The following is a 25,904-nucleotide window of genomic DNA, read 5'->3' on the forward strand; positions in this document are numbered from 1 at the left end:
AGCACCCGCTGCTCCGCCGCGCGACTATGCGGAAACCGGAGCAACGAGCACACGAATCAGGTGATCCCCACCAACCGCAGGGAATCAGAGCGGGCGCCTCCCTGCAAGGTCCGCTGACATTCTGCAAGCGCAAACGCCCCTTCCGAGCGCTGGAAAACGCCTGGGCGCTCGACTGAGTCGAGCCGATGTCGTTGCAGGAAATCTATTGCGTCACCGAAGTCGAGGTGCCCCAGGTGTCCGACAGCACGTAGCCTTGCGGATAGGGATCCGTCGGATCGAGATAATAGTTGTGCTCGCCCGTGATCCAGGCCCTGCCCGTTATCTGCGGCACGATCGCCTTGCGCCCGGCGACTTCGGTGAGTTCGAGGATCTTGCCGGTGAAGCGCGAGCCGATGATGGATTCGTGGATCAGCACCTCGCCGGCCTTCATCTGGCCCCGTGCCTGCAGCACCGCCATGCGGGCCGAGGTGCCGGTTCCCGTCGGGCTGCGGTCCGAGCGTCCGGGCGAGACAATGCAGGTGTTGCGCGTGACGTTGCCCGGTCCCTGGAACGGCATGGCGAACTGCACGATGGATACGCCGCGCACATTGTCGAACTGCGGGTGCACGACGTCGAGCTGCTCGCGCGCCGCGCGGCGGACCTTCTCGCCGGCCACGGCCAGCTCGCGCGCCTCGTCGGGCGTGACCGAGAAGCCGAGCGCGGGCGCATCGACGATCGCGTAGAACATGCCGCCATAGGCAATATCGACCTTGATCGTGCCCAGCCCTTCCACCTCGATACTGGCATCGAGGCGCTCGGCGAAGGCGGGGGCATTGCGCAGCGTGATCGACAGGCATTTGCCGTCGCTGCATTCAGCGCGCACCTCGATGACGCCGCCCGGCATGTCCAGCTTGAAGCGCGTCTCCGGCTCCTGCATCGGCACCATGCCGGTCTCGAGCAACACCGTGGCGACGCAGATCGTGTTGGAGCCGGACATCGGCGGATATTCGGTCGGCTCCATGATGATGGCGCCCGCGGCACAATCCTCGCGCGTCGAGGGCACCAGGAGATTGACATGCCGGGCAACGCTGCCGCGCGGCTCGCAGATCAGCATGCGCCTGATATGGTCGTGGTCGCGTTCCATCGTGATCATCTTTTCCATCATCGTGCGGCCCGCGGGCGGCAGCACGCCGCCCACGATGACATCGCCGATCTCGCCCTCGGCATGGCAGCCGACGACGCGGATGCTGGTTTTCGTGCGCATTGTTTCTCCCTGTCGATCGCGACTATCCGCATCGCAAGCGGTTGCGTTCCGGACAAACTGATCAATCTGCGCGCCAGCCTCAAGGAGAATCCGAGAATGGCCGCCAATGTTTTTCCGCCTGCTTGCCGGCGCATGACGAAATGGCGGAAACCCTTCGGAAGTGGCGGGACCTTGCGCCGTGAACGCCGGTCCTCTGCGGCGACCGGGCCACCTCGGCGCGCAAGGCTGAGAGACCACCCGTGATATCGGCCGGCGGTCCCCTGACGCCGCCATAGAGCGCTCCCGTGTCGGCGCTACCCGTCCGCCAGCGCCGTCACCTCGCGCCGGAAAGGCAGCGCGTCGCCGATATCGGCTTCGTCCAGCTCGCGGGCGAAGCGATGGCCGGCATAGGTGGCCCAGGCGATCGGCCCTGGCGCTTGCGCATCGCCGATCACCTTGACCGAACGGATGCCATTGTTGGCCCACTCGTTTTCCCGGGCCTTCAGTGCGCGCCAGACGTCGTCCTCCTGATTGCGCGACGTGACCAGGACGACGGCATCGGCGGCCAGGTCCTGTTTCGAGCCGGTATAGACGCAGGCCGTCACGACGCCGCCCGGAACGATGCTCGTGACGGTCCTGTTCAGCACGATGTCGACTCCGAGCTCCGCCAGACGACGGTGGATGGCCCCCTGCTCCAGCGTATTGCGGGTCCAGTCCGAGACATAGGCCGAAGGTGTCACCAGGGTCACCTTCGCGCCCCGGCGCGCCATCAGCTCGGCCAGCACGCCGCCCATGTAGTAGTGGTCGTCGTCGAACAGCACGACATTGCCGCCCGGCACCTTGCCGTCCATCAGATCGTCGGGCGTGTAGACCGGCATCGCGGCGTCGATCGGCATCGGCACGATATGGGCGCGCGCGACGCCGTCGCGCCGCCAGGTCGATCCGGTGGCGATGGCGACATTCTGGAAGCCGAAGGACAGGATGTCGTCCGCCGACAGCCGGCTTTCGAAGTAGATCTCGACATTGGGCATCTGGCTGAGCTGATACTGCCTATAATCGCGCACTCGGCCCCAGGCCGAGAGACCCGGCAGCAGGCACTCGCGTGCCACGCGGCCGCCAAGCTCGGTGCCCGCTTCCGCAATGGCCACCTGGTAGCCGCGCAGGCCGAGCGCGCGGGCGGCCTCAAGTCCGGCGGGCCCGGCGCCGACGATCAGCACGCTGTCGCTGTCGCCCTTGGCCTGCACGCGCTCCGGATGCCAGCCCTTGCGCCATTCCTCCATGAAGGTGGGGTTCTGCGTGCAGCGCGAGATCGACATCGTCATGTCGCCGGTGATGCAGATGTTGCAGCCGATGCATTCGCGGATGTCCTCGATACGTCCCTCCTCGACCTTTTTCGGCAGGAAGGGATCGGCGATCGACGGGCGGGCGCAGCCGATGAAATCGAGCGTGCCCGATTTGATCATCCTCACCATCACGTCCGGCGAGGTGAAACGGCCGACGCCGACGACCGGCTTCGAGGTCAGCTTCTTGATGCCGGAGACCAGGCTCTCCTGCGCCGCCTCTTCCTTGAACCGCGACGGCCCCGAGCAATCCTCCCAGGCGCCGTGCGCGAGGTCCCATAGATCGGGCAGCTCGGCATGCATCTCGATCATGTCGCGGACTTCCGAATTGGCGAAGCCAAGCTCGCCGATCATCTCGTCCAGCGACAGCCTGAGCGTCAGGCCGCAGGTGTCGCCGATCGCGTCGCGTCCTTCCTCGATCAGCTCGCGCATCAGCCGCGAGCGGTTCTCCAGCGAGCCGCCATATTCATCGCTGCGCTGGTTGGTGGCGGTGGACAGGAAATGCTGGATGATGCCGAAGCCGTGCGCGCCGTAGAGGCACACCAGGTCGAAACCCGCCTGCTTTGCGCGCTTGAAGGCATTGCGGTGCCAGCGGCGCAGGTCGCGGATATCCTCTCTGTCCATGGCGCGCGCCTGCACCGGATCGTTGGTGAAGGTGCGGATCGGCAGCGCCGATGGCCCGCGCGGGACCTCCTTGGTGTAGAGGTTGGGACCGTTGATGCCGGAATAGGCGAGCTGGATGCCGGCGAGCGCTCCATATTCGTGCATGGCCTTGGCCATCTTGGCCAGCGCCGGGATATCGGCGTCGTCCCACAGGCGCAGCTCGATGAAGGGCGTGATCTCGGAGGTGTGGTGCATCTCCGTCTGCTCGGTGAAGATGACGCCCCATCCGCCTTCGGACTTCATCCGGCGCATCTCGGCCGCGGCCGAGGGATCGCGGTAACCGCCGCCATTGCAATGAGGAACCTGGTAGAAGCGGTTCTTGGCCGTCACCGGTCCGATCTTCATCGGCTCGAACAGAATGTCGTAGCGTGGGTCGCGCATGGTGCTTCCTTCCCGTCGGCTCGGCGCTGCCTAAAGCATGATCCCGAAAAGTGGGAACCGGTTTTCGGAAAAGATCATGCTCCAACAAGGAGACTACTCATAAGTTGGCACTGTCGCGGGAAAACTACGGATTTCTTCTGCGCGGATTAGGACGCGCCTAATCGCCCTTGCATGGATTAGCCTCAGGTGAACCGGCGCTGAGCCAAATGCGACTTCAGGGCGACGGCGGCATGGTGCTACACAGCCGGCTGTGGCAACGGGACAAGAAGCATGGACAGCATCAGGATCCTCGAAAAGCTGATCGCCTTCCCGACGGTGAGCCGCGACTCCAACCTCGACCTCATCGGCTATGCGGCCGACCTTCTCGGAGCGAACGGCATAGCCAGCCAGCTCATCCACAGCGCCGACGGCCACAAGGCCAATCTCTTTGCCACCATCGGCCCGGCCAACAGGCCCGGCATCATGCTGTCCGGCCATACCGACGTCGTTCCCGTCGACGGCCAGAACTGGACGCTGCCGCCATTCGCGATGACCGAGCGCGACGGCAGGCTTTTCGGGCGCGGCGCGGCGGACATGAAGGGTTTCGTGGCCTGCGCCCTTGCTGCCTGCATCAAGGCCTCGAAAATGGCGCTTCGCACGCCCTTGCATCTAGCGCTCTCCTACGACGAGGAAATCGGCTGTCTCGGCGTGCGCGACCTGATCGAGATGTTGAGTGCAGCACCCCAACGGCCGCTGCTGTGCATCGTCGGCGAGCCGACCAACATGCAGGTGGCGACCGGGCACAAGGGTAAGCTCGCGGCGCGCGCTCTCTGCAAAGGGCGTGAAGGCCATTCGGCGCTCGCCCCGTTGGCGCTCAACGCTATCCATCTCGGCTGCGATTTCGTGCGCGCCCTGCGCGACGAACAGGACCGGCTGGCCCGCGACGGCGCCCGCGACGGCGACTACGACATTCCCTATACGACCGTGCATGTCGGCAAGATCAATGCCGGCGTGGCGCTCAACATCGTGCCCAATTTCTGCCAGGTCGATTTCGAGATCCGCAATGTCGCCGCCGACGATGCCGCCGGCATTCTCGACAGACTTCGCAGCGACGCCGCGCGCATTGCCGCCGACGCGGCTTCGATCGCGCCGGAAGCCGCGATCGATATCGAGATCACCAACACCTATCCGGGCCTCGACACGCCGGCCAGCTCGGAAGCCGTCGCTTTCGTCAAATCGCTGACCGGCGCCAACGACACGATGAAGGTCGCGTTCGGCACGGAAGGCGGATTGTTCAGCCGCGATCTCGGCACGCCCGCCGTCGTCTGCGGACCGGGCTCCATGGCGCAGGGGCACAAGCCGGACGAATATGTCGGCGTCGAACAGCTGCGGCGCTGCGACGAGATGCTGGAAAGGTTGCTGGCACGGCTCGCCGACGGCTGGCCGTGACCTTCCTCATTTGACGATGCGTTCGGTGCCGAAGACGCCTTGCTCGACGACGAAGCGGCGGCAATGGTCGATGAAGGCCTGCACCGTCAGCGTGCGGTGCTCGGCATTCGGCAGCGCAATTCCCATCATCAGCGGCCTGATGTCGCCCAGCAAGGGCACGAAGACCAGCAGCTTGCCGTCCGGCGACATGGTGTTGAGCGGCCGCATGTTGGCGATGCCGTAGCCGAAGCCGTTGGCGACCATCGTGCGCATCACGGCGATGTCGCCGGTGCGCTCGGCGATCCTGGGCCGCAGCCCTTTGGGTTGGAAAGCCGACAGGAAATATTCGCGGCTATAAGGCAGATCGAGCAGCACCATCGGCTCGTCGACCAGCTCCTCGGGCGTAATCCCCGCCCTGCCCGCCAGGCGATGCGCGGCTGGCAGCATCACATAGGCCGGCAGCTGCATCAGCGGCTCGAACGTCATGTCCTGCGACAGTTCGAGGTCGTAGGTGAGTGCTGCGTCTATTTCGCCACGCTGCAGCATTTCGAACAACTGCCCCTGGTTGCGCTCGAACTGCCTGACGCGCACATCCGGATAGGCGTCCTCGAATTTCCGGCGCAGCGCCGGCAGCACGATCTGCGCGAATGTCAGCAGGCAGCCGATCGCCAGCGGCCCGCGCACCTTTTCGGCTATATCGCCGGCAATGTCGTGCAGCGCATCCGCATCGTTGAGCAGCCGCGCGGCTTCCTTGAGGAACAGGCGTCCGCCCGCCGTCAGCGCCAGCGCGTGCGAGTGCTTGCGCACGAAGAGCTGGACGCCGAACTCCGCTTCGAGCTGGGCGATCGAGGCCGAGATCGACGGCGGCGAGACATTGACCTGCTCGGCCGCCTTGGCAATCGAACCCGCTTCGCCAACGGCGACGAAGTACTCGAGCTGTCTGAGTGTGAAGCGGAGCGGCATGGGCCTCTATGATGCCCGTTTGGTTGCGGCAATCAAGTCGTGGCCGCTCCTCAGTACTTGATCCAGGTGGTCTTCAGCGCCGTGTACTTGTCGAGCGCGTGCAGCGACAGGTCGCGCCCGAAGCCGGACTGCTTGAAGCCGCCGAAGGGCGTCATCGGGCTCAGCGCATCGACGGTGTTCACGGAAACCGTGCCGACGCGCAGTCTTTCCGCGATGCGGTGTGCCCGTGACAGGCTGTCGGTCCATAGCGATGCCGCCAGCCCGTAGACGCTGTCATTGGCAATCCGCAGCGCCTCCTCTTCGCTGTCGAAGGCGATGACCGACAGCACCGGGCCGAATATCTCGTCACGGGCAAGCGGATCCTCCGGCGCAACATTGTCGAAGATGGTGGGCTGCACGAAGCTGCCGCGCCCGTCGACCGAGATCCGGCCGCCGCCCGTGACCAGCCGGGCCGACTTCCTGCCGCCATCGATGAAGCGCATGACGGTCGCGGCGTGCCGCGCATCCACCATCGCCCCCATCCTCGATGCCGGATCGAGGGGGTCGCCGGGTTGCGTCGCCGCCGCGCGCTCCGCCAGCTTCTCGACCAGCGCATCCTTGATGCCGCGCTCCACCAGCAGCCGGGAATTGGCCGAGCACACCTGTCCCTGGTTGAAGAAGATGCCGAAGGCGGCCATGTCGGCCGCAGCGTCGAGGTCCGCGCAATCCGCGAACACCAGATTGGGGCTCTTGCCGCCGGTCTCCAGCCAGACCTGTTTCATGTTCGACTGGCCGGAATATTGCAGGAACAATTTGCCGACGGCGGTCGACCCGGTGAAGGCGAGGCAATCGACATCCATATGTCGGCCAAGCGCCTGGCCGGCGGTCTCGCCGAGGCCGGGCACCACGTTGAGCACGCCGGCGGGCAGGCCCGCCTCCATGGCGAGCTCCGCCAGCCTGAGCGCCGAGAAAGGCGATTGCTCGGCCGGCTTCAGCACCACCGAATTGCCCGCCGCCAACGCCGGCGCGCATTTCCAGGTCGCCATGTCGAGCGGGAAATTCCACGGCACCACGGCGCCCACGACGCCGAGCGGCTCGCGCCGCACCAAAGCGAGGTCGCCCTGGCCCGTCGGCGCGACCTCGTCATAGACCTTGTCGATCGCCTCGGCGTACCACTGGAAGATCGCCGCCGAGCCCGGCACGTCGATAGTGGCCGCGTCCTTGACCAGCTTGCCCATGTCCAGCGATTCCAGCAGCGCAAGCTCCGGCAGGTTCTCGCGCAGCAACTCCGCCAGCCTGAGCAGCACCTGCTTGCGATGCGCGGGGGCCGTTCGCGACCACACGCCGGCCTCGAAGCTGCGTCGTGCCGCCGCAACGGCAAGGTCGATGTCCTCTTCGCCGCAGGAGGCGACCTCGGCGAGCGTCGCCCCCGTGGCCGGATTGATGCTGGCGAAGGTCCGGCCGGAGCGCGCCGGCACCGGCTTGCCGTCGATGAAGGCCTTGTCGCGAAAACGGATCGCGGACGCCTTGCCGACCCACTCCTTATGGCTGAGTTCGCTCATGCTGGCTCCAGGACTGGGTCGGACTATTCGTCACCGGGCACGCCGTAGCTCGGCGCATCGGACGGGTTGAGGGCGCGGGTGACATAGGCATCGAGCTGGGGCTTGTAGATATCCCACAACCCCGCCAGCTGCTCGATCGGACACGCTTCCGTCCAGTCGCAACGCAGGTCGGCGACGGGCCAGGACACATCGCGCACCAGCTTCATGCCGGCGGAGCGGACAGGCCCGGCCTCGCCGCCGGCTTTGAGCGCGGCGCGCATCGTGGCGATCAGCCGGTCGCCAAGGTACCCTTCCGAAGCGAGAAAGGCGTCGACCATGGCCTGCGGGACGCCGTCATTCGAAAGCAGGTTGCCGCCGCAGGCGACGTCCTCGCCGCGCGTCTCGGCCCAGATGCCGAGCGCCTTCGGCCCGGAGTGGATCGCGCTGACGCCCGCGGCGTCGACAGCCAGTATCTGCCGGTATTCGATAAAAGCGCCCGTGCGCTTCAGGATCGCGACGGTCTCTGTGGCGGAGGCGCCGCGCGCCATCAACTCCAGCGCCCGAGGTCCGAGCGTAGGGTCGGTGACGTTCTGGCTGGCGACAGCGCCGACGCCGGCCTGCGCATAGGCGCAACGCGCCGCGACCGCGGGAGACGACGACGACACCGCCACGCCGAACATGCCTGTGCGCCTGCAGCGCGCAACGATGGAGAAGGTCATGGCGCTCAGTCCGGAATGACGGCGGTGCCGTCGATCTCGACCAGCCAATCCGGCCGCGCCAGGGCCGACACGACCAGGCCAGTCGAAACCGGGTGGACGCCCCTGATGTACTCGCCCATCGTCCGGTAGACGGCTTCGCGATGGCGCACGTCGGTGATGTAGACAACCACCTTCACCAGATGCTCCATCGTGCCGCCGCACTCCTCGATGAGCTGCCTGATGTTCTGCATGACCTTGTGGGTCTGCTCGACCGGATCATGACTGTCGATGTTCTTGGCCGTGTCGAGGTCCTGCGGACACTGGCCACGCAGATAGACGGTCCGGCCGCCGCGCGTGACCACCGCTTGGCAGAGGTCGTTGTCGAGCTTCTGCTCGGGATAGGTATCCTTGGTGTTGAATTTACGAATTCTCGTATGCGCCATCTTGGTCTCCATGAGGTCGGGCTCGCAGCTTTGGTCAGGCGTCCACGGGTTCGCGCGTCGCGGCGGCGTGGTAGGCCAGATATTTGCGCTGCGTCGAAATGCGGTCGGCCACGTGCTTGGCGTCGTGCCAGACGCCCCAGATGAAGCTCGACCCCCTGCGTGACTGCCAGGGCAGCCCGAGGAAATAGACTCCGGGCTCGACCGAGACGCCGCGCTGATGCCTTGGCCGGCCCTTCTCGTCGAAAGCGTCGACCTTCAGCCAGCTGTAATCGACGGCGAAGCCCGTCGCCCAGATGATCGTCGCCACCCCGGCCTCGGCCAGGTTGAGCTCGCGGATCGGATTGGTCACGCAGTCCGGATCCGGGTCGATTTTGCGCAGAGCTGGTTCTTCCGGAAGGTCGAGACCATTGCGCGCGACATAGGCGTCGGCTTCATCCAGCAGCGACATCAAACTGGCGTCGCCGCGGGCAATGTTCTTCGCGAGATCCGGCGCGAAGGTCATAACGCCGTCCTGATACGTTCTCGTCATGCCGACCAGCGTAAGCCCCTGCGCGGCCAGACGGCGGAAATCGATCGTTTCGCCGCCGCGCGCGCCACTGACCGCAATCGTCACATGCTCCGTGCCGGGTCCCGGGGTCTCCAGGTCCCATTTGCCGAGAACACCGAGCCACCAGCAGAAGTCGCGGCCGCGATAGGCGCGCGGCGGACGGTCATGCGGGCCGACCGAAAGATAGACGCGCCTACCGGAGCGCTGGAGTTCATCGGCGATCTGCACGCCCGAGGATCCCGCGCCCACCACCAGCACCGCGCCCTTCGGCAGCTGCGCCGGGTTGCGGTAGGCGCTGGAATGGATTTGCAGGATGCCGGCATCGGCAGGAACGACGGATGGGATGACGGGGACCTGGAAAGGGCCGGTCGCGGCAACGATGCTGTTGGCCTCGATCACGCCATCCGAGGTCTCGACGCGGAATCCCGGACGGCCAACATTCCTTTGCACGAGCTTGACCTCGACGCCGCAGCGGATCGGTGCGTCAATCTGCTTTGCGTAGGCGGCGAAATAGTCGGCAACCTCCTCCTTGGAAGGAAAGCCGTCGGGGCCTGTCACCGGAAACTCCATGCCTGGAAACCGGTCATGCCAGGCCGGACCGTTGGCAACCAGGGAGTCCCAACGCTGCGAGCGCCAGCGTTCGGCGATCCGGCCGCGTTCGAGGACGAGATGAGGCACCCCGCATTTGCTCAGGTGCTCGCTCATCGCCACCCCGGCCTGGCCGCCGCCGACGACGAGCGTGTCTACCTTCTCAACCGACATGTCCACGTCTCTTTCGATAGGGCTTTCGCCGCTGTGATGGAGGTCCGGTTTGCTTTTAGTGACGGGCCGGCGGAGCGAAAATTATGATTTCATGTGTCAGTGCTTAGCTTATCCCTAAACGCTGGAACGGGATCGCCGAAAGGCATCCGATTGCAGCGATCATGATCGGCATGACCGCCTCCGGACATAGGGAAAAGCTTAGGCGGACCCTAAGCACGGGTGCTGGAAAAAGTAATTCTTGCGCCTTGGATTTGGTGGTTCCCTGCGTCACCCGGATTAGATCGACGACCGCTGAGAGTGAAATGGCGCGAGAGACCCTTTACGCAAACGGCGCGCTATACACGGTCGATGCGGCGAACCCCGTTGCCGAGGCGATGCTGGTTCGCGGCGAACGCATCGCGGCTGTCGGCACCTGGTCATTCGTGAGGGCGCAGGCCTCCGCGAATGCCGAAATCGTCGATCTTCAAGGCCGGTTCGCAATGCCCGCCTTCATCGACTCCCATGTCCATTTCGCCTGGGGAAGCAAATATCTCGATGAAGTACGGTTGCGCGAGGCAAAGACGTTCGGCGACGTCCTTGCGCGGTTGAAGGCCTATTCGCAAGCCCATCCCGATCGCGCATGGATCGTGGGCAGCGAATTCAGCTACGGCTACCCCGACCTCCCCGAAGGCGGCTTCCACAAATCGCTTCTCGATCAAGTCGTCGCCGATCGCCCGGTTTTCTTCCGCTCCGGCATGGCGCACGCCGCCTGGGTGAACAGCAAGGCGCTGGAACTTGCCGGCATCGCCAGGGACACGCCCGATCCCGAAGGTGGCGAGATCGTGAGGGATGCGAGGGGCGAGCCAACCGGCTGGCTGAAGGAGAAAGCGTGGTCCAGGTTTGAAGCGCTGCTCCCCCAAACCTCGCAATCGGATCTGCGATCGGCGCTGCTCCGCGCCATCAAGGAAGCGAACCGTCTCGGACTATCGCGGGTCCAAAGCGCGGGGATGGATGACGAAGCGGTCCCCTTGCTGGCAGAGATTTTCGCCAACGGTGAGCTGAGCCTGCGGTTCACGCTTTCGAGCATCGTAAATCCGGAGTCGAACCTAGACGACGTGATTGCGCGCGTAGCCGGATGGAGGGACGACCTTGATCCAGACTTTCTCGACGGGCGTGTCATCAAATTCTTCCTGGACGGCGTGCTGGAATCCCACACCGGCTTCATGCCCCAGGGCTATGCCGACAGACCGGGCGAAACCGGAACATGCCTATGGAAGGCGACCGCCTACAACGCGGCTGTCAGCCGCGCGCAGCAGGAAGGATTTCAGGTCTGGACGCACGCGATCGGCACGGGAGCCATCGAAATGGCACTCGACGCCTATGCCGCGGACGGCGAACGCTCGCGGCAGCACCGGCCGCGGGTAGAACATTGCGAAATACCCACCGCGCGCGACATCGGGCGTTTTGCCGAGACAGGTGCGATAGCGAGCTTCCAGCCCTCCATGATCTATCCGCGCGACCAATGGCTCGGGATGGAAGGGCTTTGGGAGGTGCGCGTCGGCTCCAAATCCTTGCCCCGGGCCTTTCCGGTTCGCTCCATCATCGACGCCTCGGGCGCCGTCGCGTTCGGAACCGATTGGCCCATCGTCGACCTCAATCCGCTCATCGGCATTCGCAATGCGGTGCTGCGCCAGAGCCGGGATCACCAGCCGAAAGACGGTTGGGTCCCGAAGCAGAGGATCACCGTCGAGCAGGCGCTCCATGCCTATACGCTGGGGGCAGCCTTTGCCGGCCACCGGGAAAAAGATGAAGGCAGCTTGGCGGCGGGGAAGCTCGCCGACTTCATCGTCCTTTCCGATGATCCGCTGCGGGTCGAGCCGGACGAAATCGCGGACATCAAGGTGCTGAAAACCATCGTCGGCGGCAAACCGGTCTGGGAAGAGCCCGCGGCTTGAGACCGCGTCTTGGGGGTTGGATGGAAGCGGCGGAATTTGACTACATCGTCGTCGGCGCCGGCTCGGCCGGTTGCGTGGTCGCCAATCGGCTGAGCGCCGATCCGTCGGCGAAAGTATGCCTGATCGAGGCCGGCGGCAGCGACGACAGCCTGCGCGTCAAGGTGCCGGCGGGTATCCTCTCGCTCTACAGCAACCCGAACTACGACTATTGCTTCGTCGGCGTGCCGCAGCCTGAACTCAACAACCGCAGCATTCCGGTCAACCGCGGGAAGGCGCTGGGCGGCTCGAGCTCGATCAACTCGATGGTCTATATTCGCGGCGCCGCCGAGGACTATGACGAGTGGGCCGGGCTCGGCTGCGCCGGCTGGGCCTACCGGGACGTGCTGCCCGTGTTCAGGAAGCTGGAGCGCAATCTGCTCGGCCAGGACCCGCGCTATCATGGCAGCGGCGGCGAATTGCTGGTCGACAATCCGCGCGATCCGAACGTGCTTTCCGGCATGTTCGTCAATGCCGGGAAAAACGCCGGCCTTCCCGCCAACACCGATTTCAATGCTGAAAGCCAGTTCGGCCTCGGGATCTACAACGTCACGCAGAACCGGGGTCAGCGCTTCAGCAGCTTCAGCGCGTTCATGCGTCCGGTGCTCGACCGCAAGAACCTGACGCTGCTCAGCGAATGCGAGGTGATCGACCTCATCATCGCCGAGGGGCGCGCCAAGGGGATACGCGTGCGGCATGACGGCCAGCTCAAGACGCTCTCCGCAAACCGCGAAATCGTGCTCTCGGCCGGCGCCATCAACTCGCCCAAGATCCTGATGGCATCCGGCATAGGTCCAGCAGCCGAGCTCCGGCAGATCGGCATCACGCCGGTTCTCGACCTGCCCGGCGTCGGCAAGAACCTGCAGGACCACATCGACGGCATGATCACCGTGCGCTCCAGAAGCACCAGGACGCTCGGCCTGTCGATCGCTAACTTGCCCCGTATCGCCGCCGCGCCTTTCCAGTATTTCGCGCGCCGCAAGGGCATGCTCACCACCAACTATGTCGAAGCCGGCGGCTTTGCCAAGACCAGGCATGCGAACGGCTTGCCCGACATCCAGTTCCACTTCGTGCCAGGCTATCGCAGCCATCGCGGCAGGCTGATCGAATACGGCCACGGCTACGCCATTCACACCTGCGTGCTTCGGCCGAAAAGCGTCGGCGAGATCAAATTGTCACCCGACAGCGCTCGGCGGGACGTCCTCATAGACCACCGCTTCTTCACGCATGAAGACGACGCCATGGTGCTGGTCGAAGGCATCAAGATCGCGCGCCAGATCTTTGCCTCGCCAGAGTTCGACGCGGTGCGCGGCAAGGAGATGTTGCCGGGCAAGGATGTCCGCAGCGACGACGAGATCCTGGCCTATCTGCGCGCCGAGGCGCTGACCGTCTATCACCCGGTGGGAACCTGCAAGATGGGAACGGACGCGATGGCCGTCGTCGATCCGGCGACGCTCAAGGTGCGCGGCTTGGACGGGCTCCGGGTCGCGGACGCTTCGGTCATGCCGAAGCTGATCGGCGGCAACACCAACGCGCCGAGCATGATGATCGGGCAGAAGGCTTCCGAGATGATCCTCGGCTCGGCGCGTAACGGCGGCAAGTAGGTCGATGTTTCGGTGAACCGTCGCAAACGTCCGGAATTGGCTCAAGTCCCCCAAACGTCGTCATTCTCGGGTCAAGCCGGAGAATGACGAACTGATAGGCGTTTTCGGCCAGTCTCCCAAGGCATGCAACATGCTAACGGAAACACATCCCGAGCCATCAAAATTTCTGTGCTGGAGACCTAGTGATCCTCGTCGATCTCGTCGTGCAGAAGGCCGAGGATGCGGCGCTTGAGCGCGATGAAGTCAGGCTCGAGGATCACGTCCATCGAGCGCGGCCGCGGGATGTCGACCGTGATCTCGGCCTTGATCTTGCCGGGCCGCGCAGTCATCACCAGGACGCGATCGCCCAGCACCAGCGCCTCGTCGATATCGTGGGTGACGAAGAGCACCGTCTTCTGCTGTCGCTCCCAGACGCGCAGGAGCAGCTTCTGCATGGTGCCGCGCGTCTGGCTGTCGAGCGCGCCGAACGGCTCGTCCATCAGGAGGACGGCCGGGTCGTTGGCAAGGGCGCGCGCGATCGCCACGCGCTGCTTCATGCCACCGGACAGCTGCGCGGGATAATGGTCCGCAAAGGGCGCGAGGCCGACCTCGTTGAGATACTGGTCGACGATCTGCCTGCGCTGCTCCGCGGGCAGCCCCTTGCGCTTCGGTCCATATTCGATGTTGGCGCGCACCGTGAGCCAGGGAAACAAGGTGTAGCTCTGGAACACCATGCCCCTGTCGGGGCCGGGCTCGATCACTTCCCTGCCGTCGACCTTGATTACGCCCGAGGTCGCGTCGTTGAGGCCGGCGGCAAGGTAGAGCAGGCTGGATTTGCCGCATCCCGAAGGACCGACGATGACACAGAATTCGTTCTTGGCCACCTTCAGCGACACATCGTCCAGCGCCAGCACGCCGTTGGCGTCGCCATAGCGCAGTGTCACGTCCTCGATGGCCATCGTGGTCCCGGCGGCGCGCGCATCGACATTGGCAGAGGCCAGGCCGTCTGGATTGTTTGCCTTGATGGTTTCGGTCATCACTACCCTTGATCCGGCTGCGGTTTGCGAGGATGCGTTCAAGATCAAGGTGCCCATGGCGCGACCCTTGCCCGGAGAATGCGGAATGCCGTGTCGGTGATCAGGCCCAGAAGCCCGATCGCGGCGATCGCCATGAAGATCACGTCGACCTGGAAGCCGCGCATCGCCTTCAGGCTGATATAGCCGAGGCCGCTCGACGCCGCGACGAGCTCGGCCACGACCAGATAGGTCCAGGCCCAGCCCATGGTGACGCGAAGCGTGTCGAGAATCGCCGGAAGCGCAGCAGGGAAGATGACGTGCCACACCGCTTCTGAGCGCTTGGTGCCCAAAGTGTAGGAGGCGTTGACCAGGTCCCTGGATACGCCGCGCGCACAGTCGGAGATCATCACCAGTTGCTGGAAGAAGGTGCCGAAGAAGATGACCGCAATGCGCTGCTCGATGCCGATGCCGATCCACAGGATGAACAGCGGCACGAACGAGGTCACCGGCAGGTAGCGGATGAAATTGACCAGCGGCTCCAGCGGCGCCTGCACCGCCCGGTAGGTCCCCATCCACAGTCCCAGCGGCACAGCGATCGCCGAGGACACGATGAAGCCCAGGATCACCACCTTGGCGCTGGTCAAAGTGTGGTAGAAGAGGCTGCCGTCCAGGGACATGCGATAGGTCGTCTCTAGCACGGTTCCAGGTGTCGGCAGGAACATGTTCGGTACGACGCGGCCGTAGGACAGCAATGCCCAGCCGCCGATCACGACCACCCACATCGCCAGCGCCAGCGTGGTTGCCGTGCTGGCGGGAATGTTGGCGAATGGGGTCGTCAGGCGTGTCCACGCCGTCCGCCTTTGTGCCATAAGATGGCCTCCGTTGATTTTAGAGCAATTCCAGGAAAAGTGAGGGCGGTTTTCCATTCGGAATTGCGTCAAACAAGAGATGGAGCGGTTCGCCGTTTCCATGAAACGGTGAAACGATCCAGGCGCGAAGCTCGGGCGTTCGAGAAACGGGGATCGGCCCGGACGGGCCGACCCCCGCGATCCCGAAGGCTCATTGTTCCTTGATGAAATCGGTGTCGAGGATGGTCTTCGAGTCGATCGTCATCTTGAGCTTGCCGGCCTTGCCCCAGATGTCCTGCGCGAAATTCACCAGGTCGGCCGCTTCGCTCTTCTCCGGCGCGCCGAAGAATTCCAGGTTGCGGGCGCGGTCGTAGTACCGCACGCCCTTGGCGCCGGCCGCGAAATCCTCGGGCTTCTCGAGATAGCCGCCAATGCCCTTGGCCATGATCTCATAGGCCTTGTCCGGGTTGGTCTTGATGTATTCGACCGCCTTGTAATAGCCCTTGATGAGGGCCTTCACATCTTCGGGGTGCTTCTCGATCAGGTCGCATTTGAGCGCGATCACGTCGACGATCAGGCCAGGGGTGGTGGTGGAATCGATCAGCACCTTGCCCTTTCCGCCCTTGCGGACTTCGGTGAGGTGTGGCTCCCAGGTCACCGCGGCGGGAACCTGGCCGGCGATGAAGGCCGTCGCGGCGTCGTCGGCGGTCATGTTGGTGACGCTGACATCGTCCTCGGTCATGCCTTCCTTCTTCAGGAGCACGTTGAACCAGAATTCGGAAACCGAGCCCTCGTTCAAGGCGACGGGCTGGCCTTTCAAATCCTTGAGCGATTTGACGTCGGCCTGCGTGACGACGCCGTCGCCGCCATGGCTGTCGTCGAGCGCCACCACATATTTGAAGCAGAGATCGTCCGAGCGGTATTTCATCAGCTCGTCGACGGTGGAGGCAGCGCCGTCGAGATCGCCGCCGGCCACCGCCGCCATGTAAAGCGCTGATTCTTCTATGATCTTCAGGTCGACATCGATGCCGGCTTCCTTGAAGTAGCCAAGGTCACGGGCAAGGAACAGCGGCCCATAGCCCACCCAGGTGGTCATGCCGAGGCGAATGGCGCCGGCGTTGGCGGGAGCGGCAAGCCCTAGGCCCAGCAGGCCTGCGCTGACCGCGGTCATCAGGCAATTTCGGAATGTCTTCATCGTCGTAGTTCCCCTATGGCTGTTACCGGCATCGACCTCATTCGAGTGGCGTATGCCAGGCTGTCGTTTCGGCAGCCGCTCTCTTGTTATGCGTCGCCCTCCCAGGCGGGCCTTCTTCTAGGTCCCGCAAGAGAGCATCCGGGCCGGATCGCAAAAAGAAGTCTTTTTCTGTCCTTTGCTTCGCCGAAACCGAAGCAGCCGGCCTCGCGTGGCCGTGGACGGCTTGTCGACCAAGGGAATTCTTGCGGTGGGGACGCTCGCCCGATCGAAGGCGCAAGGCGCGACAGTCACGCGTCTTCCGCGGCGGCGCCGGCTTATCTTTGGCGGTTCAGGCGCCGCTCAAGCCCGCAATCGCCGCCAGATCGATCTCGGTGATGTGCCAGCGGCCAAGGTTCGCGGTGTAAAGCTTGTCGCCCTTGAAGGCGATGTTGGTGGGATGCGCCAGCGTCGTCGCGGCCGGATCCTCGATCAACACTTCGAGACCTTGCTCCTTTCGCCAGCGATAGATGCGGCTCGGCTCGTAGCATGAGATCAGCAGCGAGCCGTCGGGAGCGAAGGCGAGCCCGTCTGGAACATTGCGAACGTCTTCGACCACGACCTGCCGGACCCCAGCCTTGCCGTCGGCAAGGATCGGCACGTGGCTGATACAGGGCGCGTTGCTTTCCACCACATAGAGGCCGTTGCCGTTCGGCGCCATGGCCATGCCATTGGCGAACGACATCGCGTCCCGGCACCACAGGCCGCCCTCGCCCGTCTTGAGATCGTAACGGAAGATGCCCGAGCGATTGTCCTCGCCGACGCTGTCCGAAACGAAGAGCCAGCCTCTCGCCTCGTCGACGATCGGATAGTTGGGCACGCGGATGCCGGACGAAGCGAACCGCTCCATGCGACCTGTCGCGGCATCCCAACGGAAGATCGCGGCATGCCTGAGATCGCAGGCAAAGCAGTTGCCGGCGCTGTCGAAGGCAATGCCAAGCAGAAAGCCATCGGTGCCGCCCATGCGCTCGACCGAGCCGCCGTCTGCCGCCAGTCTCAGCAGATCGCCGGTCTCGGTACCGCACCAGATCGATCCGTCGCGATGGACGGCCACGCCTTCCGGATGCGCGACGCGCGGGTCGGTGAAGATGCCGTCGAAGAAGACGCGGGCGGCGGACATATCGAGCAACGGTTTTGCCATGGAACGTTTCTCAGCTTTGCGCGGCGATGCAGCGTTCGACCATCGCGCGGTCGGCCGCGAGGATTTCGGCGATGAGCGCACCACGCTCCTTGGCGCTGACGAATTCCAGGCGCCGCAGGCCAAGCGGGTCGATGCGGCTTCGCAGCACGGCAAGCGTATCGCTGGAGGGCACCGGCACCTCGCGGCAATCGGCATCGAATGTCACTTCGAAACCGGTGGCTTCACCGATCTGCGGCCGGGTGACGCCCGGCATGGTTTCGATGACGATCAATTTCCTGGATGCCTGGTCGAGCCGGAAGATGCAGAGATCGGTGAAGACCAGCGCCTTGCCTGTGCGATAGCCCATCGGCTCGCGTTCGGACGGCGTCAGCAGTCCGCGCGCCGAGCTCGCGATCTCGACCGCGTCGACCAGCGACTGGACCGAATGACGCGGAACGTAGAGCAGGTAGTCGCGATGCATGTTGGCGACGTCGGCCATGCCGCCCTGCCCCGGCAGCCGGATCAGACCGCCGCTCGGCTTGCGCAGCGCGATGGTATTGACGCGGCCGTGCCGGTCGACTTGCGCGGCGCCGACGATCTCATGCGTCACCGCGCCCGCCTGGTAGTAGGTCGAGTAGGTGTCGTCGCCGCCGGCATGCGCCACGGCCGTCTCGCAATCGAGGCTTTCGATCAGCGACAGCACCATCGGGCTCGGCGCGACGTCGAGGTGGCCGCAGCTCATCGTCGCGATGATCATGTCAGGCGCATGCGTCGCCTTGGCCAGCCGATAGGCGACATTGGCGAGCGGCGACACCGCGCCGGCGCTGGCGAAGCTCTCATTGTCGAGCTCGGCCGCGATCCGCGCGGCAATGATCTCGTCGATGGTTGCTTCCCCTTCGCCCTGCGACAATGCAGGCATCGCGAGGACCATTTCGGCGGTGACCTTGGCCGCTTTTTGAAGCCGCTCCGGCAGGCCGCCTAAAGGCAGACCGAGCCTATCCGACAGAGCTGCGTCCTTCGTCGCGAAGGCCTCCGACAAGGCCTGATAATCCGTGACGTAGAATGGCAGGCACGAGGCCGGATAGGCGCCGCCCGGCGCAAGCGCAATGGCCGAAACCTGATTGCGGGTGAGGATGCTCTGGCGGCCGTCCCGGCGCAGTGCCCCAACCGGCACGATCTCCTCGACCGTGACCAGCACCTGGCGCGCCGCGCCGGCCATGGCGAAGTCCAGCGCCCGCGGCCCGATGATCTCGACATTGCCGCTTTTGTCGGCGCGCTGGGCGTGGACGACAAATGTGTCGAGCCTGAGCGGCGGGACGAACCCCGTATCGGTCTCGGCAAGCGGATCGGGCCTGGTGGCCGCAGTTGGCACGCGCGCCAGCATGTCGGACCCTTGAGGAAGCTGGAACGGCATCGACGGCAGGTTCTGCTGCGCCGCCCGCAGCGCCTGGATCATGGCCAGGGCCGTCCAGTCGCGGACGGGGATCGCGCCAATCTCGGCGGCCGCGCGGAATTTCGGCGGCAGCCCGAAGATGTCGAGGCTGGAAAAGCACAGCTCGATCTCAGCCACCGCGCCCGCCTCAAGCAGCAGCTCGAGCGGCAACCCGCCAGCCCAGGAGACGTAGTGCAAGTCTTTCACACCGGTCTTGGCGATCGCACGCAGCAAGGCGATCGGCAGTCGGGCGAAATGATGACCGCCGACGCCGAAAGCGTCGCCATGGCCGACCATCGCTGCCAGCCCCTCGACATCCGTGAAGCGCGGCCGGTTCGGCTTGACCAGAGACAATGCAGTTCGATCGCCGATCTTCACGGCCCGGCCTTTTTCACCTTGGTCGCGCTCCTCTCGGCGAATTCCTTGACGCGCCGTTGGCCAACCTCGCTGCGGTAAAGGCCGCCCAGTATGTTACGCTCCATGGCGAGGCCATCCGCCAGATCACCCGACACCGCATGCGCCGTCAGGACTTTGAGACCTTCGATCGCGGAAGCCGGCTCGGCAGCGATCATCCCGGCCAGTTCCAGCGCGCGCGGCATCAGCCTTTCGACATCGACGATCTCGTTGACCAGGCCGGCGGCGACGAATTCGGCGGCCGGCACGATCGCGCCGGTCATCAGCAGAAGATTGGCGCGGTTGCGGCCGAGCTTGGCGACGCTGCGCTGCGTGCCGCCGCCGCCGGGGATCAGCCCGAGCTTGATCTCCGGCAGGCCGAGCTTCGCGAACTGGTTGGCGATCACGATGTCGCAGCACAGCACCAGCTCCATGCCGCCGCCCAGCGCAAAGCCGTTGACCGCCGCGATCACCGGCTTGCGGTTGTTCTCGATCGCCGCATACATGCGCGTGCCGGCAGCCTGAAACGTGTCGAACTCGGCCGCCGTCTGGGCCGCGTATTCCTTGATATCGGCGCCGGCCATGAAGCCGCGCCCCTCGCCGGTCACCACGATCGCGCCGACGCCCGCATCAGAGGACAGCGCTTCCAACGCCTCCGTGATCTCGCCTTGCATCAGCCGGTTCATGGCGTTGAGCTGATCGGCGCGGCGAAAGGTAACGACCGCGACGCGGCCCTGGGTTTCGACCGTGAGCGTCTGGTAGGCGCGCATCGTCAGGCCGCGTCCACGGTCATGTCGCCGGAGGCTTCGAGCGCCGCGATCTCGTCCTTCGACAGGCCCAACTCGGCCAGGATCTCGCGGCCATGCTGGCCGACCAGCGGCGCCGGCCGCTCGATGGTCGCCGGCGTCTCGCTCATCTTGACCGCCGGCGCCACCACCCGCACCTTGCCGCCGCGCGGATGATCGTAGCTGGTGATCATGCCCATATGCGTGACCTGCGGGTCTTCCGCCGCGCGGCGGATATCCTTCACCTCGGCGCACCAGATGTCGGCCTTGAGCAACCGCGCCAAGAGATCCTGCGTGGCGAATTTCCTGGTCTCGGCATTGACCTTCTCGAACACCTCGTCGCGCTTGTCGAACAAGGTCTTGAGGTCGTCGTAGACGGCGAGTTGCGGCGCCTCCAGCACCTCATAGAGCGTCTTGAACGGGCTCATGGCGATCGACACGTAGCCGCCGTCCATCGTCTCGTAGATGCCGAATGGCGCCTGCATGCCGGGATGGCCGATGCCGGAATTCGGCCGCACGAAATCCTCGCCGAGATTGAGCACGGCGACATATTCCTGGTTGAGATGCGCCAAGAGGCCGGCCAGCAGGTTGACCTCGATCTTCTGCCCTTTGCCGGTCTTCTCGCGATAATAGAGCGCCGACAGGATGCCGTAGACCATGTTCATGGCGCCGATCTGGTCGGCGAGCCCGGCGCCGGCGGGAACCGGCGCCTGGTCGCCGCGGCCGGTGTTGGCGATCAGCCCCGCAAGGCCCTGGATCAGCATGTCCTGTCCAGGACGCTCTACGTAAGGGCCTTCCTCGCCATAGCCCGAACCCGAGCAGTAGATGATGCGCGGATTGACGGCCTTGAAGTCCTCATAGCCGTAGCCGAGCTTGGCCAGCACGCCGGGACGGAAATTCTGCACGACGACGTCCGCGGTCCGGGCCATCTCCATGATGATGGCGTGCACCTTGCGGCTCTTCAGGTTGAGCGCGATGGAGCGCTTGTTGCGGTTCCAGGCAAGGAAGTTCGGGCTCTCGGAGCCGCCCACCCATTTGGCGAAGAAGGTCATGCCGCGGAACATGTCGCCGGCGCCGGCGCGCTCGATCTTGATGACATCGGCGCCCATGTCGCCGAGCAGCTGCGTGGCGAACGGTCCCTGCAGCAGATGGCTGAAGTCGAGGATGCGGACGCCTTCGAGGGCCTTGTTCATTTCATGTCTCGTTTCGTTTTCAAAGCAGTTCGGGAACGTAGCGGGGCGCGGCCGTCAGCCCGCCGTCGACGCGCAGATCGGTGCCGGTGGTGAAGCCGGCTGCGTCGGAAGCCAGATAGACGGCGGCCTCGGCCACTTCCGAGGGCTGGCCGATGCGGCCGAGCGGATGCATCTTGACCCAGGCCTTGGCGAGGCTGCCGCCGATCTCCTTGATCAGCCTGTCGTTCATCGGCGTGTTGATGGTGCCCGGCGAGATCGAGTTGACGCGGACATTCGCCGGGCCGAACTCGACCGCCATCTGGCGCGTCATCGCCATCACCGCGCCCTTGGCGCCGGCATAGGCGGTCCACCCATCGAGGCCGATATGGCCCTGCGCCGAGGCCATGTTGATGATCGAGCCCGACTTCTGCGCGATCATGTGCGGCAGCGCGTATTTGCAGCCGCGGAAGACGCTGGTCAGGTTGACCGCGATCAGCCTGTGCCATTGCTCGTCGGTCATCTCGTGCACCGGCATGCCGCCGATGGCGATGGCGGCGTTGTTGACCAGGACGTCGAGATGTCCGGTCTTCTTGACGGCGCTGTCGATCAGGCCGGCGATATCGGCCTCCTGGGAGACGTCGCAATGGACGTAGTCGGCGCTGCGGCCGGCCGCGCGCAGTGCTGCGGCGAACTTCTCGCCGGCGTCGTCGGCGATGTCGCCGAGGAAGACATGCGCCCCTTCCCGCGCCATCGCCTCGGCGATCGCGTGGCCGATGCCGTCGGCCGCACCGGTGATGACGGCAGTTTTTCCGTCGAGACGAGCCATGTCAGCCTCCATTCGCGCGCCGGCGCTTCGCTTCGTCGAAGGCGACCGCCGCAATGATGATCATGCCGGTGATGACCAGCTGCCATTCAGTCGGCAGCCCGAGCCCGCGCAGGCCGTTGGACAGGAACTGCAGGATCAGGACGCCGAGCGCCATGCCGGTCAGGCTGCCGATGCCGCCGGCAAGGCTCACCCCGCCGAGCACCGTCGCGGCGACGACCTGGAATTCGAAATTCAATCCCGCCGTATGCTGCGCCGAACCGACACGCGCCGCCAGGATGATGCCGGCGACCGTCGCCAGCAGCGCGCTGATGATGAAGCAGATGAACTTGACGCGCCGTACGTCGTAGCCTGCCAGCCGCGCCACTTCCTGGTTGCCGCCGACGGCATAGATCTGCCGCCCGAACGGCCGGTGCTGCATCATGTAGCCGAAGGCGGCAAGCAGCACGATGGCGATCACCGCCGAGTACGGGATGATGTTGAACAGACGCCCGTCAGAGAGCGCGATGAAGCTGTCGAGGCTGGCGTCGTCGGGGATCGCGCGTTGGCCGGTGTAGAGATAGACGCCGCCCCGCATGATGAACATCGTGCCCAGCGTCACGATCAGCGAGTTGATGCCGGCATAGGCAACGAGATAGCCGTTCACCACACCGATGATCAGGCCGAACAGCAGCGCGCCGCCGACGCCGAGCAGCAGCGAGTTGGTGTCGTTCATGATGATGATCAGCGGCAGCGCGATGGTTGCCAGCAGCGAGCCGATCGAGATGTCGACCTCGCCGGAGATGAAGACGATGGCGCAGCCGATGCCGGCGGTGAGCGCCAGCGAGGCCTGCCCGAGCACGTTGGTCATGTTGCGCACGGAGAAGAAATTCTCGACCGTGGCGGAAAAGAACGCCAGCACCAGGATCAGGCACACGAGCAGCGCCAGCTCCTGCCGGGCAAAGAGCCGCGCCAGCATGGATGGCTGGTCTTTTGCGGAAGCCGTGCTTGCCAGGCTCATCGCTTGCCTCCTCCGAAGGAATGGCGCGTATCGCAAACAATGCTGCGGCGACGCGCCATGATTCTATCCGATCGCCGCATTGAGGATCTTCTCCTGCGTGGCTTCCTCGCGCGACATGACAGCGGTCAGACGGCCTTCGCACATCACCGCGATACGGTCGGCGAGGCCAAGCAGCTCCGGCATCTCCGAGGTCATCATGACGACCGCCAGGCCCTCGCCGGCGAGCCGGTCGATCAGCGCGAAGATTTCCGACTTGGCGCCGACATCGATGCCGCGCGTCGGCTCGTCGACGACGATGACCTTCAGGCCGCGCATCAGCCAGCGCGAGATCAGCACCTTCTGCTGGTTGCCGCCTGACAGGTTCTTCACCTGCTGGAACAAGCTGGGCGTCTTGATGCGGAAGCGATCGACATAGTCCTGCACCGCCTGATGCTCTTTCGCCGTGTCGACAAACCCGAAGCGGGCGAACCCGCCGAGCGAGGCGAGGCTGGCGTTCTGGTAGACGGGCAGCTCGCCCATCAAGCCTTCGCTCTTGCGGTCCTCGGTGAGCAGGCCGATGCCGAGCTTGACCCCGGTGCGCGTGTCGTGCGGCGCGAGGCGCTGACCGTCGACCGTGATCGCGCCCGAAGTGATCGGGTCATAACCGACCATCGCCTTGGCGAGCTCGGTGCGGCCGGCGCCCATCAATCCGAAGAAGCCGAGCACCTCGCCGGCGCGCGCCTCGAAGGACACGTCGATGAGCTTCTTCGCCGTGCTGAGCTTCTCGACGGACAGCGCCACCTTGCTGCCCGCCGCGCCGCGCTGGCGGGGAAAGAGGGTGTCGATGCGCCGGCCGATCATGTCCTGGATCAGCGTGTCGTTGGTGTGCTCGCCGATCGGCTTGGTCGATATGTGGCGTCCATCGCGCAGCACCGTCACCGTATCGGCGATCTCGAACACCTCGTCGAGCTTGTGGCTGACATAGACCACGGCGATGCCGAGCGATGCCAGGCGGCGGATGACGGTGAACAGCAGCGCGACTTCGTTCGGCGTCAGCGAGGATGTCGGTTCGTCCATCACGACCACGCGCGCCTCATGAGCGAGCGCGCGGGCGATCTCGACCATCTGCTGCTGGCTGACCGGCAGCGATCCCGTCCGCGCCGCCGGATCGACGTTGAAGCCGATGCGGTTGAACAGCGCCGCCGAGTCCGCGCGGATCTTCTTCCAGTCGATCGAGCCGGTCCTGCCGGTCGGATAGCCTTCCAGGAAGATGTTTTCCGCGACGGTGAATTCGGAGATCAACGCGATCTCCTGGAAGACGACCTTGATGCCTTCCTTCAAACTGTCGCGCGGCGACTTGATGTCGACCTCGCGTCCGCGCATGCGGACCGTGCCGGCATCCTTGCCGTAGACGCCTGCCATGATCTTGATCAGCGTCGACTTGCCGGCGCCGTTTTCGCCCATCAGGGCGTGGATCTTGCCGGGCTCCAGCGTGAAGTCGACATTGTCCAGCGCCACCACGCCCGGAAACCGTTTGCCGATGCCACGCATCTCCAGCGCCGACACATTCGTGTCGATGGCCGGGCCTTCGCCGGGATGAAGGAAATCAACGGACATTGGCTTTGTTCCGGATGATGTCGAGATAGGTCGCCAGGATGATGACGATGCCCGGCACCACCATCTGCAGGTCCTGGTTCCAGCCGAGGATGATGATGCCGTTGTCGATCACCTTCAGCACCAGCACGCCGAGCAGCGTGCCGAACAGCGAGCCGCGGCCGCCGAGCAGGCTGGTGCCGCCGAGGATGACAGCGGCGATCACGGTCAGCTCGAAGCCGCGCCCGGCTGTCGGCTGGCCGGCATTCATCAATGACGACAGGATCATGCCGGCGACGCCGACGCACAGGCCGGTGACGACGAAGGCAAGCAGCTTGAGCCGTTCCGAACGCAGGCCGGACAGGCGCACCGCCTTTTCGTTGGCGCCGACCGCGTAAAGGTAGCGGCCGAGCGTGGTGAAGCGCAGCGTCACATAGGCGACGATGAAGATCAGCGCCGCCACAATGACGGGGACCGGCACGGCGCCGACATAGCCGGCGCCGAGATCGGTGAAGCTAGCCAGTTGATTGTGGTTCTGCACCGCTTCGCGCGTGAACAGATAGACGCCGCCCTGCAGCATCATCATGGTGCCGATGGTGGCGATCAGCGAGTTCACCCTGAGCCGGGTGACGACGAGCCCGTTGAACAGGCCGACGCCGCCGGCAAAGGCAAGTGCCGCCAGCATGCCGAGCGCGAGGCTGTGGGTGGAATTGAGCACCGCCATGCCGATGCAGCCGACAAAGGCAAGCGAGGCGCCGACCGACAGGTCGACTTCCGCCGTGATGATGAGCATGGTCATGCCCGAAGCGACGATCAGCACCAGCGCGCACTGGCGCAGGATGGCGATGATGTTGGCCTCCGAGTAGAACTGCGGCGCCGCGATCGAGATGGCGATGCAAAGCACCGCCAGGATCGCGCCCAGCACCAGCTGGCTGCTGCCGAGAAGCTGGCCGCCGATGAAGCGCTTCTGCGCGGAAGCGTGTGTTAGCTCGCTCATGTCAGTCCATTCCCGT

Annotated in this window: 21 protein-coding genes; 3 read left to right on the forward strand and 18 right to left on the reverse strand. The window is 64.8% G+C overall.

The window, feature by feature from the left end; translation table 11 throughout:
• Positions 1-202 precede the first annotated feature (202 nt).
• Both WDX12_RS33325 and WDX12_RS33330 read right to left on the reverse strand, forming a co-directional pair.
• On the reverse strand, positions 203-1,243 hold the full coding sequence (locus tag WDX12_RS33325) for a proline racemase family protein (RefSeq protein WP_434723489.1): 1,041 nt from the start codon (positions 1,241-1,243) through the stop codon (positions 203-205).
• Positions 1,244-1,536: 293 nt separating this feature from the next.
• Positions 1,537-3,606 carry an NAD(P)-binding protein gene (locus WDX12_RS33330; protein ID WP_434723490.1) on the reverse strand — a complete coding sequence of 690 codons (2,070 nt, stop codon included), beginning with the start codon at positions 3,604-3,606 and terminating at the stop codon, positions 1,537-1,539.
• Positions 3,607-3,876: 270 nt separating this feature from the next.
• Between WDX12_RS33330 and argE the strand changes: the two genes are divergently transcribed.
• Positions 3,877-5,034, forward strand: coding sequence for an acetylornithine deacetylase (gene argE / locus WDX12_RS33335; RefSeq protein ID WP_434723491.1), 1,158 nt, complete (start codon positions 3,877-3,879; stop codon positions 5,032-5,034).
• A gap of 6 nt (positions 5,035-5,040) precedes the next feature.
• On the opposite strand, the gene WDX12_RS33340 is transcribed toward argE, so the two are convergent.
• Genes WDX12_RS33340 through WDX12_RS33360 form a run of 5 tightly spaced genes read right to left on the reverse strand, consistent with a single transcriptional unit; the run spans position 5,041 to position 9,946 of the window.
• Positions 5,041-5,976 (reverse strand): LysR family transcriptional regulator, encoded by a 936-nt coding sequence (locus WDX12_RS33340; RefSeq protein WP_320297138.1) that lies wholly within the window; start codon positions 5,974-5,976, stop codon positions 5,041-5,043.
• A 50-nt stretch (positions 5,977-6,026) separates the two neighbouring features.
• Positions 6,027-7,517 (reverse strand): aldehyde dehydrogenase, encoded by a 1,491-nt coding sequence (locus tag WDX12_RS33345; RefSeq protein ID WP_434723492.1) that lies wholly within the window; start codon positions 7,515-7,517, stop codon positions 6,027-6,029.
• 23 nt (positions 7,518-7,540) lie between these two features.
• A complete protein-coding gene (locus WDX12_RS33350; RefSeq protein ID WP_434723493.1) occupies positions 7,541-8,215 on the reverse strand; it encodes a DUF1028 domain-containing protein in 675 nt (224 codons plus the stop codon).
• A gap of 5 nt (positions 8,216-8,220) precedes the next feature.
• Positions 8,221-8,637: a RidA family protein gene (locus WDX12_RS33355; protein WP_320297141.1), complete on the reverse strand. Its 417-nt coding sequence runs from the start codon at positions 8,635-8,637 to the stop codon at positions 8,221-8,223.
• A gap of 34 nt (positions 8,638-8,671) precedes the next feature.
• The gene (locus WDX12_RS33360; RefSeq protein ID WP_434723494.1) at positions 8,672-9,946 is read right to left on the reverse strand and encodes a flavin-containing monooxygenase; all 1,275 of its coding nucleotides are present in this window, start codon (positions 9,944-9,946) and stop codon (positions 8,672-8,674) included.
• 302 nt (positions 9,947-10,248) lie between these two features.
• Here WDX12_RS33360 and WDX12_RS33365 point away from each other — a divergent pair, with 302 nt between their 5' ends.
• Both WDX12_RS33365 and WDX12_RS33370 read left to right on the forward strand, forming a co-directional pair.
• Entirely contained in the window at positions 10,249-11,880 is a 1,632-nt protein-coding gene (locus WDX12_RS33365) for an amidohydrolase (RefSeq protein WP_434723495.1), read from the forward strand.
• 20 nt (positions 11,881-11,900) lie between these two features.
• Entirely contained in the window at positions 11,901-13,520 is a 1,620-nt protein-coding gene (locus WDX12_RS33370; RefSeq protein WP_434723496.1) for a GMC family oxidoreductase, read from the forward strand.
• 179 nt (positions 13,521-13,699) lie between these two features.
• Here WDX12_RS33370 and WDX12_RS33375 read toward each other — a convergent pair whose 3' ends face one another.
• The 11 genes from WDX12_RS33375 to WDX12_RS33425 form a co-directional block, all read right to left on the reverse strand.
• Positions 13,700-14,458, reverse strand: a complete 759-nt coding sequence (locus tag WDX12_RS33375) for an ABC transporter ATP-binding protein (protein WP_320297241.1) — start codon at positions 14,456-14,458, stop codon at positions 13,700-13,702.
• A gap of 122 nt (positions 14,459-14,580) precedes the next feature.
• Positions 14,581-15,384 carry an ABC transporter permease gene (locus tag WDX12_RS33380; protein ID WP_320297145.1) on the reverse strand — a complete coding sequence of 268 codons (804 nt, stop codon included), beginning with the start codon at positions 15,382-15,384 and terminating at the stop codon, positions 14,581-14,583.
• Between the two features lie 190 nt (positions 15,385-15,574).
• Entirely contained in the window at positions 15,575-16,558 is a 984-nt protein-coding gene (locus WDX12_RS33385) for an ABC transporter substrate-binding protein (RefSeq protein ID WP_434723497.1), read from the reverse strand.
• Positions 16,559-16,886: 328 nt separating this feature from the next.
• Positions 16,887-17,735: an SMP-30/gluconolactonase/LRE family protein gene (locus tag WDX12_RS33390; protein WP_320297148.1), complete on the reverse strand. Its 849-nt coding sequence runs from the start codon at positions 17,733-17,735 to the stop codon at positions 16,887-16,889.
• 10 nt (positions 17,736-17,745) lie between these two features.
• A complete protein-coding gene (locus tag WDX12_RS33395; RefSeq protein WP_434723498.1) occupies positions 17,746-19,524 on the reverse strand; it encodes a CoA-transferase in 1,779 nt (592 codons plus the stop codon).
• Complete coding sequence (locus tag WDX12_RS33400; protein ID WP_434723499.1) at positions 19,521-20,309, reverse strand: enoyl-CoA hydratase/isomerase family protein; 789 nt, start codon at positions 20,307-20,309, stop codon at positions 19,521-19,523. Before WDX12_RS33400 ends, WDX12_RS33395 begins: the two co-directional genes overlap by 4 nt.
• Positions 20,310-20,311: 2 nt before the next feature.
• The gene (locus WDX12_RS33405) at positions 20,312-21,517 is read right to left on the reverse strand and encodes a CaiB/BaiF CoA transferase family protein (protein WP_434723500.1); all 1,206 of its coding nucleotides are present in this window, start codon (positions 21,515-21,517) and stop codon (positions 20,312-20,314) included.
• Positions 21,518-21,536: 19 nt separating this feature from the next.
• Positions 21,537-22,322: an SDR family NAD(P)-dependent oxidoreductase gene (locus WDX12_RS33410; protein ID WP_434723501.1), complete on the reverse strand. Its 786-nt coding sequence runs from the start codon at positions 22,320-22,322 to the stop codon at positions 21,537-21,539.
• 1 nt (position 22,323) lies between these two features.
• Positions 22,324-23,319, reverse strand: coding sequence for an ABC transporter permease (locus tag WDX12_RS33415; RefSeq protein WP_434723502.1), 996 nt, complete (start codon positions 23,317-23,319; stop codon positions 22,324-22,326).
• Positions 23,320-23,382: 63 nt separating this feature from the next.
• Entirely contained in the window at positions 23,383-24,915 is a 1,533-nt protein-coding gene (locus WDX12_RS33420) for a sugar ABC transporter ATP-binding protein (RefSeq protein WP_434723503.1), read from the reverse strand.
• On the reverse strand, positions 24,905-25,888 hold the full coding sequence (locus tag WDX12_RS33425; RefSeq protein ID WP_434723504.1) for an ABC transporter permease: 984 nt from the start codon (positions 25,886-25,888) through the stop codon (positions 24,905-24,907). Before WDX12_RS33425 ends, WDX12_RS33420 begins: the two co-directional genes overlap by 11 nt.
• Positions 25,889-25,904: the final 16 nt, after the last annotated feature.

Source organism: Mesorhizobium sp. RIZ17 (assembly GCF_051127865.1).
GTDB classification, from domain to species: Bacteria; Pseudomonadota; Alphaproteobacteria; order Rhizobiales; family Rhizobiaceae; genus Mesorhizobium; species Mesorhizobium humile.

Coding starts and splice junctions, on each gene's coding strand:
- WDX12_RS33325 (WP_434723489.1), bottom strand. CDS start 1,243: ATGCGCACGAAAACCAGCATCCGCGTCGTCGGCTGCCATGCCGAGGGC.
- WDX12_RS33330 (WP_434723490.1), bottom strand. CDS start 3,606: ATGCGCGACCCACGCTACGACATTCTGTTCGAGCCGATGAAGATCGGA.
- argE (WP_434723491.1), top strand. CDS start 3,877: ATGGACAGCATCAGGATCCTCGAAAAGCTGATCGCCTTCCCGACGGTG.
- WDX12_RS33340 (WP_320297138.1), bottom strand. CDS start 5,976: ATGCCGCTCCGCTTCACACTCAGACAGCTCGAGTACTTCGTCGCCGTT.
- WDX12_RS33345 (WP_434723492.1), bottom strand. CDS start 7,517: ATGAGCGAACTCAGCCATAAGGAGTGGGTCGGCAAGGCGTCCGCGATC.
- WDX12_RS33350 (WP_434723493.1), bottom strand. CDS start 8,215: ATGACCTTCTCCATCGTTGCGCGCTGCAGGCGCACAGGCATGTTCGGC.
- WDX12_RS33355 (WP_320297141.1), bottom strand. CDS start 8,637: ATGGCGCATACGAGAATTCGTAAATTCAACACCAAGGATACCTATCCC.
- WDX12_RS33360 (WP_434723494.1), bottom strand. CDS start 9,946: ATGTCGGTTGAGAAGGTAGACACGCTCGTCGTCGGCGGCGGCCAGGCC.
- WDX12_RS33365 (WP_434723495.1), top strand. CDS start 10,249: ATGGCGCGAGAGACCCTTTACGCAAACGGCGCGCTATACACGGTCGAT.
- WDX12_RS33370 (WP_434723496.1), top strand. CDS start 11,901: ATGGAAGCGGCGGAATTTGACTACATCGTCGTCGGCGCCGGCTCGGCC.
- WDX12_RS33375 (WP_320297241.1), bottom strand. CDS start 14,458: ATGGCCATCGAGGACGTGACACTGCGCTATGGCGACGCCAACGGCGTG.
- WDX12_RS33380 (WP_320297145.1), bottom strand. CDS start 15,384: ATGGCACAAAGGCGGACGGCGTGGACACGCCTGACGACCCCATTCGCC.
- WDX12_RS33385 (WP_434723497.1), bottom strand. CDS start 16,558: ATGAAGACATTCCGAAATTGCCTGATGACCGCGGTCAGCGCAGGCCTG.
- WDX12_RS33390 (WP_320297148.1), bottom strand. CDS start 17,735: ATGGCAAAACCGTTGCTCGATATGTCCGCCGCCCGCGTCTTCTTCGAC.
- WDX12_RS33400 (WP_434723499.1), bottom strand. CDS start 20,309: ATGCGCGCCTACCAGACGCTCACGGTCGAAACCCAGGGCCGCGTCGCG.
- WDX12_RS33405 (WP_434723500.1), bottom strand. CDS start 21,517: ATGAACAAGGCCCTCGAAGGCGTCCGCATCCTCGACTTCAGCCATCTG.
- WDX12_RS33410 (WP_434723501.1), bottom strand. CDS start 22,322: ATGGCTCGTCTCGACGGAAAAACTGCCGTCATCACCGGTGCGGCCGAC.
- WDX12_RS33415 (WP_434723502.1), bottom strand. CDS start 23,319: ATGAGCCTGGCAAGCACGGCTTCCGCAAAAGACCAGCCATCCATGCTG.
- WDX12_RS33420 (WP_434723503.1), bottom strand. CDS start 24,915: ATGTCCGTTGATTTCCTTCATCCCGGCGAAGGCCCGGCCATCGACACG.
- WDX12_RS33425 (WP_434723504.1), bottom strand. CDS start 25,888: ATGAGCGAGCTAACACACGCTTCCGCGCAGAAGCGCTTCATCGGCGGC.